Raw genomic sequence first — 9,795 nt, forward strand, 5'->3', positions numbered from 1 at the left:
CCGCCGCGCCCGCGGGGCGTCAGCGGATGCCGACGGCGGCGAGCGCCGCCCGCTGCGCCGGCGAGACCTCGCTGCCCCACAGCACGTAGCAGATGCCGCCGGTGCCGGAGCGGACCCGTCCCGAGGCGTCGTAGCGCTTGGTCCTCAGCCAGATGTTCTCCCACTGCCGGCGCTGGTAGACGTGCCGCACCGCCGCGTTGTCCGGCGAGGCGGGGTCGTTGGCGACGACGTCGCCCTCGCGGGTGAAGCCGACGACGGTCATCAGGTGGCCCGACGTCCCGTAGCCGGCGCCGTCCAGCTCCGACTCGATGAAGGACTGGGACGTGACCAGCGGGATGCCGGCGGCGACCAGCAGTTCTGCGTCGGCGAGGGAGCCGAGCCGGGTGACGACGCCGTGCATGCCGCGGTACGTGCTCGCGTAGGCGGTGTTGAACGGCCAGTTGCCGCAGCCCTCGTACTGGTAGTCGTACGTGAACCGGGCGGCGTGGCAGACCTGCGGGTCGTCGAAGTCGGGGTTGACCCACTCCAGGTCCCCGGCGGTGGGCCGGCGGCCCCGATACTCGACGATCATCTGCGTGGAGGTCGGGCTGCACCACGCCTCGCCGCCGTTGTCGTACTCGGGGTAGCGGCCGACGTGGATGTTCTGCGAGTAGCGCGGGACGGCCAGCTCACGGGACAGCCGCGGCGTGCTGGCCGGCACCTCGAAGCGGTCCGGGACGTCGGAGCCCATCGCGCCGACCCGCCACACCAGCGGCGTGGCGTCGCTGCCGGGCCTGCGGTAGAGGGTCACCCGCAGCTGGTAGTCGACGAGCCGCAGCCCGCTCGCCGCGTCGTCGATCGAGAAGGTGTCGGTCCAGATGCTGCTCTTGCCGTCGGTCTGGTCGTCGACCGTGGTGCGGTGGATGTCCTCGTCGCCCGCGGCCCAGCGGCCCATCACGTACCACGGCGTGCGGCCGCCGTCGTTGTACGTGCCGCGCAGCTCGACCATCAGCCAGGTGCCGGCCGGGGCGGACGCGTTCCACGAGGCGACGACCTCGGTCGCGGGCGGGCTGAGCCGGTGGACCGGGGAGGTCCAGGTGGCGTACTCCCAGGAGGACGTGGTCCCGGTGTGCGGGTCGGCGTACTCCGTGCGGCCCGCGGGCCGGCCGATCACGATCCCGGGGCGGCGGCCGGGGGCGACCCGCGTCCCGCGGGCGCTGCCGCGGCGCCACGCGTGCGCCGTGGCCCAGCCCCGGTAGTCGACGAGGGAGCCGCCCAGCGAGCCGCCGTGGCCGTCGTCGGCGGCGGCGGGGGCGGTGAGCGCGGAGGCGGACGCGGTCGGGGCGGCACCGGCCGCTGCGGCCGCCAGCGCGGCGGTCAGCACGGTGCGCCGTGACGCACTTCGGGGCATGGCGGATTCTCCAGACGAGTTGCGGCACGTGCCGGGGGGCAGGCCACAACTATTCACCTTCGCTCTGCCGTTAGGAAGTCAATCCGTGCTACGAGATGGGTGAATATTGGTTCATACCACTGGCGTGACCTGGGGTGGAGGCCGCCGCGGCGGTCGCCGTAGCCTTGCGCGATGAGCACCTCCCCTCCCCCCGCGGCCGGCCCCGCGCTGGCCGCCCTGGCCCGCGAGCTGCACGGCCTCGCGCCGTCCTGCGGTCCCGTGCGGCTGGTGGCCGTCGACGGGCACGCCGGATCCGGCAAGACGACGTTCGCGGACCGGCTCGCCGGGGCGCTGGGCGGTACACCCGTGCTCCGCCTGGACGACCTCGCGACGCACCGGGAGCTGTTCGGCTGGACCGGACGGCTGCGGTCCCAGGTGCTCGACCCGTTGGCCGCGGGGCGCGAGGCGGTCTACGACGTGTACGACTGGCAGGCCCGCGCGTTCACCGGGCGGCGCACGCTGCCGCCGGCGCCCGTGGTGCTCGTGGAGGGCGTCGGCGAGGGCCGCCAGCTGCTGCGCCCGCACCTCGCCCGGCTGCTGTGGATGGAGTTGCCGGCCGCGGCGGCGTGGGCGCGCGGGCGGCGGCGCGACGGGCCGGCGCTCGCGCGGTTCTGGGACGGCTGGGAACGGGCCGAGCGGGCGCACTTCTCGGCCGACCCGTCCCGCCCGTACGCCGGCCTGCTGGTGGTGCCCGACGGGGATGCGTACCGGCTGGTCCCGGGGCCTGCACACGCCCGGTGACCACGCGGGGCGCACACCGTGCGTAGCCGCCTCCGGGACCGGCCGGAATATGCCCCTGCCCGCCCCAACTCCGCTTGACCCAGGGGCAGTACAGGACTTACGTTCTCAGTGAGCGGGCCCCACCGGCACCGCCTCACGCGCGAAGCCCCCGATTGTTCCCCCGTGATCGGGGGCTTCGTTCTGTCCAAAGAGGGAACAATGGGATGACTTACGGACCGGGCGCCCCTCACCCACGGTCACCACGTCGGGCGGCCGGGGCTCCCGCGCGCGCGTCCGATACGGGCCGTCGGCCCGCATCGCCGCCGCGGGTACCATGCGAGCAGGCCGTCCTTGCGGCAACCCCCCTGTTCGGCAGGGGAGTTCGCGACCGACGGCCGACCAGCGACCCGAGGAGATCCGCGGGGGAACGGTTGGTGGCTACGTGAGGGAGAACGGCGCGCACGGGCCCGAGGCCCCGGCGGAACTCGCCTGGCTGCGGGGCATCGACGCCTACACCATGGGCGCCTACACCCGGGCCGAGGAGGAGTTCAGGTCCGCCGTGCGGCTGGACCCGCAGATGGCCGACGCCTGGCTGGGGCTGCACGCGCTGCGCGCGGACACCGCCACCGCGCTGCTGGAGATGTACCGGCACCGCGACCGCTTCGGCGAGCAGCGCGCCCGGCACCGCCGCCCCCTCAACTCCTGGTACTGGCTGGGCTGGTGGGTGCAGCCCGTCCTCGACTCCGGCCGCGACCTGCTGCTGGCGCACGCGTCGCACTGGCTCGACGGCCGGCACGTGGCCGAGCTGGAGCAGGCGCTCGCCGCCTGTCCCCCGGCCGAGGCCGACCCGCAGGTGCGCTTCCTGCACGCCTGCCGCGCGTATCTGGTCAAGGACTGGGAGCAGCTCGTCCGGCTCACCGTGCCGCTCACCGAGGACCCCCTGCTGGGCATAGAGGCCGGGCTGTTCGCCGGCATGGCGCGGGTGCGGCTGGAGATGTACGGGCAGGCCGTGCCGATCCTCGCCGCCGCGCTGATGCGCTGCCGCAGCGAGCAGCCGCAGCGCAAGGAGCTGCGCTACTGGCTGGCCCGCGCGCAGGAGGGCTCCGGGCGCAGCGCCGCCGCGCTCCCGCTGTACCGGGCGGTGCACCGCATCGACCCCTCCTTCATGGACACCGCGGCCCGGATCGCCGCCATCGACGGCCTCGACGACTTCGACGGCCTCGACCCGGTGCCGGGGCTGGCGTCGGTGTCCCTGGGCGCCGAGCAGGAGAGCGCGCCGGGCGACCCCGCTCCCCCGCCGCCGGACGGCCGGGAGCTGGTGCCCGCCGACGAGGTGCTGCGCCCGCCCGCCCCGGCCGGGGGCGCCGGCGTCCTGCGCGAGCGCGCCCCGCTGCACGCGGGCACCGCGCCCCAGCCGACGGCCACGGCCCCGGCGATGCTCGCCGAGGCGCTGGCCGACCTCGACCGGATGGTGGGCCTCGACCCCGTCAAGCGGCAGGTGCGGGCGCTGTCGGCACAGCTGAACATGGCGCGTCTGCGGGCCGGCGAGGGCCTGCCCGTGCAGCCGCCGAAGCGGCACTTCGTCTTCTCCGGCCCCTCCGGTACGGGCAAGACGACGGTGGCCCGCATCCTGGGCCGCGTCTTCTACGCGCTCGGGCTGCTCGCCAGCGACCGGCTGGTGGAGGCCGGGCGGGCCGACCTCGTCGGCGAGTTCCTCGGCCAGACCGCCGTGAAGGCCAACGAGCTGATCGACACCGCCCTCGGCGGCGTGCTCTTCATCGACGAGGCATACAGCCTCGCCGGCGTCGGCTACTCCCGCGGCGACGCGTACGGCGACGAGGCGCTGCAGGTGCTGCTGAAGCGCGCCGAGGACAACCGGGACCGGCTCGTCGTGATCCTCGCCGGCTACCCCAAGGGCATGGACCGCCTGCTCTCCAGCAACCCCGGGCTGACGTCCCGCTTCACGACGCGCGTCGACTTCCCCAGCTACCGCCCGCTGGAGCTGACGGCCATCGGCGAGGTGCTGGCGGCGCAGAACGGCGACACCTGGGACGAGGAGGCGGTCGAGGAGCTGCGCAGCATCTGCGGGCACGTCGTCGACCAGGGCTGGATCGACGAGCTGGGCAACGGCCGCTTCCTGCGCACGCTGTACGAGAAGAGCTGCGCCTACCGCGACCTGCGGCTGTCGGCCTACCCGGGGCCGCCGGGCCGCGAGGACCTGGCGACGCTGCGGCTGCCGGACCTGATGCAGGCGTACGGCGAGATCCTCTCCGGCCGCGAGCCGGGCGAGGAGCCGGAGCCCGGCTGACCCCGCGCCGGCGGCCACCGGCCGCCGCGGGGGCCCCGAGGCCGTACGGCGGCGCTAGGGGCCGGACGGCCCCGCCGTGCGCTCCGCGGCCATCCCGGCGAGCGCCCGCGCGTCCTGCTCGGCCTGCTGCCGGGCGATGCCCGGCTGGATGCCCATCGCCGGCAGGCTGGTGCCGTCGGCGAGGTCGAGGGAGACCCAGGGGTCGCCGGGGCGCAGGTTGACGCGGAGGATCTCGGCCCAGGCGAGGTGCCGGCTGCGGGTCAGGTTGGTGACGGTGACGCCGTCGTCGGCCACGACCACCTTGGGCCGGCTGAGCAGCAGCAGCACGCCGAGGAAGGACAGCCCGACGAGGACGAAGCTGATCCGCTCGCCCACGCTCAGGTTCAGCGTCAGGCCGATCGCGGTGAGGACGGCGAAGAGCGCCAGGCCGGCGCTGACGAGCACCACCCGGGTGCGGTGCGGCCGGAAGGTGACCGGCAGGTCGGCGGCGGTCACAGGCGGCACGCGTGGATCGTGGTGGTGAGGATGGCGCGGGCCCCCAGCTCGTACAGCTCGTCCATGATCCGCTGGGCGTCGGCGGTGGGCACCATCGACCGGACGGCGACCCACCCCTCGTGGTGCAGCGGGGAGACGGTGGGCGACTCCAGGCCCGGGGTGAGGGCGACGGCCTGCTCCAGGTGCTCGGCGCGGATGTCGTAGTCCATCATCACGTACCGGCGGGCGACGAGGACGCCCTGCATCCGGCGGAGGAACTGCCGTACCTTCGGCTCCTCCCGCGGCGAGCCGGTGCCGCGGACGACGATCGCCTCGGAGGTGAGGATCGGCTCGCCGATGGTCTCCAGACCGGCCTGCCGCAGGGTGGTGCCGGTCTCGACGACGTCGGCGATGATCTCGGCCACGCCGAGCTGGATCGCGGTCTCGACGGCGCCGTCGAGGTGGACGACGTCGGCGTCGACGCCGTTGTCCGCCAGGTGCTTGGCGACCAGGCCGGAGAACGACGTGGCCACCGTCTTGCCGCCGAAGCCGGCGATGCCGGCGGCGGTGCCGGGGCGGGTGGCGTAGCGGAAGGTGGAGGCGCCGAAGCCGAGCTGCATGATCTCCTCGGCGCCGGCGCCGGAGTCGAGCAGCAGGTCGCGGCCGGTGATGCCGATGTCGAGGCGCCCCGAGCCGACGTAGACGGCGATGTCGCGGGGGCGCAGGAAAAAGAACTCGACGTCGTTGCCGGTGTCGGCGAGGACCAGCTCGTGACGGTCCGTGCGCTGCCGGTAGCCGGCCTCATGGAGCATCGCCGACGCAGGCTCGGCGAGGGAACCCTTGTTGGGGACGGCGATGCGCAGCATGGTCGTGTGTCTTCCTGTTCTGCCGGTCGGGCTGTTCTGCGGGTCGGGCGGCGGTGGCGTGCGGGCGTCAGAGGTGGGCGTAGACGTCGTCGAGGGAGATGCCCCGGGCGACCATCATCACCTGCAGGTGGTACAGGAGTTGGGAGATCTCCTCCGCGGTGCGCTCCTCGCCCTCGTGCTCGGCGGCCATCCAGACCTCGGCGGCCTCCTCGACGACCTTCTTGCCGATGGCGTGCACCCCCTCCGCCACGAGCTGGGCGGTGCGGGAGGTGGCGGGGTCGCCGGCGGCGGCCTTCTGCTGGAGCTCGGCGTACAGCTCCTCGAATGTCTTGCTGGCCATGGTGCCGCCAAGTCTACGGGGTCCGCGGGGGCGCTCAGCGCCAGGGCCCGGCCAGGGCGCGCAGCGCCGCGGCGGTGGCGACGGCGGCGGTGACCGCCTCGTGGCCCTTGTCCTCGACCGAGTCGGCCAGCCCGGCGCGGGCGAGCGCCTGCTCCTCGGTGTCGCAGGTCAGCACGCCGAAGCCGACGGGGACGCCGGTCTCCACGCCGACCCGGGTGAGGCCCTGGGTGACACCCTGGCACACGTAGTCGAAGTGCGGGGTGCCGCCGCGGATGACGACGCCGAGGGCGACGACGGCGTCGTAGCCGCGGCCGGCCATCGCCTGGGCCGCCACCGGCAGCTCGAAGCTGCCGGGGACGCGCAGCAGGGCCGGCTCGGCGATGCCCAGTTCGCCGAGGGCGCGCAGGGCGCCGTCGACGAGCCCGTCCATCACCTGCTCGTGCCAGCGCGCGGCGACGACGGCGACCCGCAGGTCCGCGCAGTTCTCGACGGTCAGTTCCGGTGCGCCCTTGCCGCTCACGGCTCTCCTCTTCCGCTGTTCTCGCTGTGCTGTGCCGGTGGTGGGTTCTTCGGGGGTGGTGCCGCGGTCACTGGTTGCTGCACACCGCGACGGGCGCGCCGTCCAGCCACGGCAGGTGGTGGCCCATGCGGTCGCGCTTGGTGCGCAGGTAGCGCAGGTTGTGCTCGCCGGCCTCGACGGGGGTGGGCTCGCGGCCGGTGACGGTCAGGCCGTGCCGCAGCAGGGCGTCGACCTTCTCCGGGTTGTTGGTCATCAGGCGCACCGAGCCGACGCCCAGGTCGGCCAGCATGCGGGCGCCGGCGGCGTAGTCGCGGGCGTCGGCGGGCAGGCCCAGCTCCAGGTTGGCGTCGAGGGTGTCGCGGCCGCGCTCCTGCAGCTCGTACGCGCGCAGCTTGGACAGCAGGCCGATGCCGCGGCCCTCGTGGCCGCGCAGGTAGATCACGACGCCGCGGCCCTCGGCGGCCACGCGGCGCAGGGAGGCGTGCAGCTGCGGGCCGCAGTCGCAGCGCTGGGAGCCGAAGACGTCGCCGGTCAGGCACTCGGAGTGGATGCGTACGAGCACCGCCTCGTCGCGGTCGGCCGCGGCGACGTCGCCCCTCACCAGGGCGATGTGCTCGACGCCGTCGGCGGCGGAGCGGTATCCGTAGGCGGTGAAGTCGCCGTAGGCGGTGGGCAGCCGGGTCGCGGCCTCGCGGTGTACGGCGGGGGCGTCCCCGGGCTCGGGGGCGCGGGCGGCGGCCGGCAGGGCTGCGGTGGGCCGTGCGGCGGGCTGTGCGGCGGGCGACGGCGCCGGCGAGGCGGGCTCGGTGGCACGCCGGTAGGCGATGAGGTCGGCGATGGAGATGATCGCGAAGCCGTGTCTGCGGGCGAACGGCACGAGCTGCGGCAGCCGCAGCATCTCGCCGTCCTCGCCGGCGATCTCCACGATCGCGGCGGCGGGCCGCAGCCCGGCGAGCCGGGCCAGGTCCACGCCGGCCTCGGTGTGCCCGTCGCGAACGAGCACGCCGCCCTCGCGGGCGCGCAGCGGGAAGATGTGCCCGGGGCGGACGAAGTCGGCGGCGCCGGCGGCGGGGTCGGCGAGCAGCCGGATGGTGGTGGCCCGGTCGGAGGCGGAGACGCCGGTGCCGACGCCGTGCGCCGGCGAGGCGTCCACGGTCACGGTGAAGGCCGTGCGCATGGACTCGGTGTTCCGCTCGGCCATCTGCGGAATGCCGAGCCGGTCCAGCGCCGCGCCCGTCATCGGCATGCAGATCAGGCCGCTGCACTCGCGCATCATGAACGCCACGGTGGCGGGCGTGATCAGCTCGGCGGCGACGACGAGGTCGCCCTCGTTCTCGCGGTCCTCGTCGTCCACGACGACGACGGGCCGGCCGGCGGCGATCTCCTCTATCGCGCGCTCGACGGGGTCGAGGCCGAGATCCTCCGCTTCCCCGGTGGGCTGCCAGGTCTGCAGGGCGGTCATACGGCTGCTCCTTCCAGTGCCTCCGCCCGTCCGGCGGCGGGCGGGGCGGGGCGGCGGCTCGCGGTCCACCAGGCGCGCAGGCCGAGGAGGACGACGACGCCGTAGACGACGTAGACGAGGGCGGAGAACTTCAGGTCGCTGGAGTACGCGAGGGGGACGCCGACGGCGTCGACGGCGAGCCAGGCGATCCAGAACTCGACCCAGCCGCGGGCCATGGCGACCATGGCGGCGACGGAGCCGGTGAACAGGTAGGCGTCCGGCCAGGGGTTCCAGGACAGCGAGGGGAAGGCGAGGAAGAGCAGGGCGACGGCGGCGGTGCCGGCCGCGGTGGCGGCGGCGAGCCAGGCGCGCTCGGCCCAGGTGGCGAAGCGCACCCGGATCGCCCCGCTGTCCCGCCGGCCGCGGGTCCACTGCGTCCAGCCCCACACCGAGACGCCGACGACCAGCAGCTGTTTGCCGACGCCGCCGGTGAGGCCGGCGGCGGCGTAGGCGACGACGAGCACCGCGCCGGAGAGCAGCTGGGCCGGCCAGACGGCCACCGAGCGGCGCCAGCCGAGCGCCAGGGCCGCCAGCCCCAGGAGGTTGCCGGTCATGTCGGCCCACTTGATGTCCTCGCCGAACACCGAGAAGGCCACCCCGTTCAGGGAGTCCAGGGTGCTCACCCGCGTGCTCCCGCGGAGCGGGCGGTGTGCGGGGCGAGCAGCCGCTCGACGTACTTGGCGACGATGTCGGCCTCCAGGTTGACCCGGTCCCCCGGCTGCTTGCGGCCGAGGGTGGTCAGCGCGAGCGTCGTGGGGATGAGGCTGACGGTGAAGAAGTCGGGACCGGTGTCCACGACGGTGAGGCTGACGCCGTCGACGGTGACGGAGCCCTTCTCCACCACGTAGCGGGCGAGGCTGTCGGGCAGCGAGACGGTGACGACCTCCCAGTTGTCGGAGGTCTTGCGCGCCATGATCTCGCCGGTGCCGTCGACGTGGCCCTGCACCAGGTGGCCGCCGAGGCGCCCGCCGACGGCGGTGGGGCGCTCCAGGTTGACCCGGTCGCCGGGGGCGAGGCCGCCGAGGCTGGAGCGGTTGAGCGTCTCGGCCATGACGTCCGCGGTGAACTCGGGCCCTTCGAGGTCCACGACCGTCAGGCAGACGCCGTTGACGGCGACGGAGTCGCCGTGCCGGGCGCCGTCGGTGACGACGGGGCCGCGCAGCCGGAAGCGGGCGGCGTCGGGCAGCTCCTCGACGGCGACGACCTCGCCGAGCTCTTCAACGATTCCGGTGAACAACGTCAGCTCTCCTTGGTGGCGGGAAGCTCGGTGGCGGTGGCAGGGGCGGGGCCGGGGCCGGGCACGGCGGTCAGCCGCAGGTCGGGGCCGAGATGATCGACGGCGGTCACATCCAGGCGCAACGCTTCGCCGATCGTCCCGATTCCGGCGTCGGCGAGCGCCGCGGGCCCGGCGCCCAGGAGGACGGGGGCGAGGTAGCAGACGACCCTGTCCACGAGCCCGGCGGCGAGGAACGCGCCGGCCAGCGTCGGGCCGCCCTCCAGCAGCACGGAGCGGACGTCCCGCCGGTACAGCTCCGCGAGCAGCGCGGCGACGTCGAGGACGCGGCCGGTGCCGGCGCGCCGCAGGCGCACCAGGCCGGCCGGGTGGGCCCCGGCGGCCGCGGCGGCAACGAGGAGGG

General features: G+C 74.7%; 11 protein-coding genes. 2 read left to right on the top strand and 9 right to left on the bottom strand.

Features of this window, described 5'->3' with window-relative positions:
- Window positions 1-19: 19 nt before the first annotated feature.
- Complete coding sequence (locus ABD317_RS11420) at window positions 20-1,390, bottom strand: peptidase C39 family protein (protein WP_344289666.1); 1,371 nt, start codon at window positions 1,388-1,390, stop codon at window positions 20-22.
- A 171-nt stretch (window positions 1,391-1,561) separates the two neighbouring features.
- On the opposite strand from ABD317_RS11420, the gene ABD317_RS11425 reads away from it, so the two are divergent.
- On the top strand, window positions 1,562-2,170 hold the full coding sequence (locus ABD317_RS11425) for a uridine kinase family protein (RefSeq protein ID WP_344289667.1): 609 nt from the start codon (window positions 1,562-1,564) through the stop codon (window positions 2,168-2,170).
- Between the two features lie 421 nt (window positions 2,171-2,591).
- Window positions 2,592-4,457: an AAA family ATPase gene (locus ABD317_RS11430; RefSeq protein WP_344289668.1), complete on the top strand. Its 1,866-nt coding sequence runs from the start codon at window positions 2,592-2,594 to the stop codon at window positions 4,455-4,457.
- Between the two features lie 54 nt (window positions 4,458-4,511).
- On the opposite strand, the gene ABD317_RS11435 is transcribed toward ABD317_RS11430, so the two are convergent.
- From ABD317_RS11435 to ABD317_RS11470, 8 genes are all read right to left on the bottom strand, one after another.
- The gene (locus ABD317_RS11435; protein ID WP_027751695.1) at window positions 4,512-4,952 is read right to left on the bottom strand and encodes a PH domain-containing protein; all 441 of its coding nucleotides are present in this window, start codon (window positions 4,950-4,952) and stop codon (window positions 4,512-4,514) included.
- Entirely contained in the window at window positions 4,949-5,797 is an 849-nt protein-coding gene (hisG, locus tag ABD317_RS11440; protein WP_344289669.1) for an ATP phosphoribosyltransferase, read from the bottom strand. Before hisG ends, ABD317_RS11435 begins: the two co-directional genes overlap by 4 nt.
- 67 nt (window positions 5,798-5,864) lie before the next feature.
- Entirely contained in the window at window positions 5,865-6,137 is a 273-nt protein-coding gene (locus ABD317_RS11445; RefSeq protein WP_344289670.1) for a phosphoribosyl-ATP diphosphatase, read from the bottom strand.
- A 34-nt stretch (window positions 6,138-6,171) separates the two neighbouring features.
- The gene (gene ribH / locus ABD317_RS11450) at window positions 6,172-6,657 is read right to left on the bottom strand and encodes a 6,7-dimethyl-8-ribityllumazine synthase (protein WP_344289671.1); all 486 of its coding nucleotides are present in this window, start codon (window positions 6,655-6,657) and stop codon (window positions 6,172-6,174) included.
- A gap of 67 nt (window positions 6,658-6,724) precedes the next feature.
- The gene (gene ribA, locus ABD317_RS11455) at window positions 6,725-8,119 is read right to left on the bottom strand and encodes a GTP cyclohydrolase II (RefSeq protein WP_344289673.1); all 1,395 of its coding nucleotides are present in this window, start codon (window positions 8,117-8,119) and stop codon (window positions 6,725-6,727) included.
- Complete coding sequence (locus ABD317_RS11460; protein WP_344289674.1) at window positions 8,116-8,781, bottom strand: nicotinamide mononucleotide transporter family protein; 666 nt, start codon at window positions 8,779-8,781, stop codon at window positions 8,116-8,118. The genes ribA and ABD317_RS11460 overlap by 4 nt, the downstream gene beginning before the upstream one ends.
- Window positions 8,778-9,395: a riboflavin synthase gene (locus tag ABD317_RS11465; protein ID WP_344289675.1), complete on the bottom strand. Its 618-nt coding sequence runs from the start codon at window positions 9,393-9,395 to the stop codon at window positions 8,778-8,780. The genes ABD317_RS11460 and ABD317_RS11465 overlap by 4 nt, the downstream gene beginning before the upstream one ends.
- 2 nt (window positions 9,396-9,397) lie before the next feature.
- Window positions 9,398-9,795 (bottom strand): RibD family protein (locus tag ABD317_RS11470; RefSeq protein ID WP_344289676.1); only part of this gene is annotated, 398 nt, incomplete at its 5' end.

It is taken from the genome of Streptomyces synnematoformans (assembly GCF_039531005.1).
In the GTDB taxonomy this organism is placed as follows: Bacteria; Actinomycetota; Actinomycetes; order Streptomycetales; family Streptomycetaceae; genus Streptomyces; species Streptomyces synnematoformans.